The sequence below is a fragment of the Tenacibaculum amylolyticum genome (genome assembly GCF_964511145.1).
Taxonomy (GTDB): domain Bacteria; phylum Bacteroidota; class Bacteroidia; order Flavobacteriales; family Flavobacteriaceae; genus Polaribacter; species Polaribacter amylolyticum.
Map to the genome: position 1 here is coordinate 1 of NZ_CAZEFZ010000020.1, position 1252 is coordinate 1252.

Annotated in this window: 1 pseudogene; it reads left to right on the forward strand. The window is 36.7% G+C overall.

Features of this window, described 5'->3' with window-relative positions:
• A pseudogene (locus tag ACKTTC_RS07770) lies at nucleotides 1-1252 on the forward strand (hypothetical protein); the annotation flags it as partial.

Below are 1252 nucleotides of genomic sequence, written 5' to 3' on the forward strand. Positions count from 1 at the left end.
AATGATGCTGCAAGAACAGCTACTTTTAGTAGTAATTTACAGTTTTTAACCTTTGCCAACGATGGAGGAGGAACAACTACACAAACAACAGAGTTAAATACGACTGCGTATAATACACGTATAACTAGAGAATGGCAAGTTCAAAATATAGGAAGTGTAGGTCCAGTAAATATTAAGTTTGAAGGATTTGGAGAATACGATGTGCTTTCAGATACGGATGGAGATTTTTCTACCACAGGAGATCAAACGGTATTAGGAACATTAGATACCAATGGAGAATTAACAGGTGTTACATTTACCAATGGAGCATATATAACCTTAGCGAGACAAACACCATTCCCTGGAGGAGTGGCTACAGATATCACTTTATGGTTGAGAGCGGACACTGGAATTAATAAAACAGATGGACAAGCAGTTGACGCTTGGTTAGATCAATCAGGAAATGGAAATAATGCAGCAGAAGTTACTAATCAACCTGATTTTAGAAACAACACAACAGATAATATTAATTTTAATCCAATTGTAGATTTTAACGGAACGAATGATCTTTTAACTGGAGGAGCTTTAGATGCTGCTTCTGGTAGTACTTTTATAGCTGTTTTAAGAGCAGATGCACCAAATGATGTTAGAGCTTATATATCATCTAGGCCAGTTACGGCAACAGGAGCAAATGGATATTATCTAGGTCATGTAAGTGATCATAATTTTTTATATAGTCAACCAGGAAATGCGGCTAGTCCTGCATTTTCAGGAACTGGAACATTAGTAGCGGGAAGGCCTTTTATGCAATCGCTTACTTCTAGTAACACAGCACATGCTTTTTATTTGAATGGAGGTCAAGATGGCACTCTTGCTGTAGATGGAAGTAACATGGAAAACTTACCTTATAGATTAGCGTACGATCTTGAAAACAATACATACTTTAACGGAGGGATTGCAGAAATTGTTAGTTATTCAGACGCTATAGGTACAAGTAATCGTCAGCAAATAGAATCGTATTTGTCATTAAAATATGGGATTACGTTAAGTCAATCTTCTGCTACAGCCTATTTGGCGTCAGACGGAACTACGAAAATGTGGGATGAAACACTAAATACATCGTACAACAATGATATTTTTGGGATTGGTAGAGACGATAATTCAGCTTTGAATCAAAAAGTAGCCAAATCGATCAATGCGGGAGCTGTTTTTACGGTTGCTTTAGATAATAATTTTATAGTAGCTAATAATGATGCTGCAAGAACAGCTACTT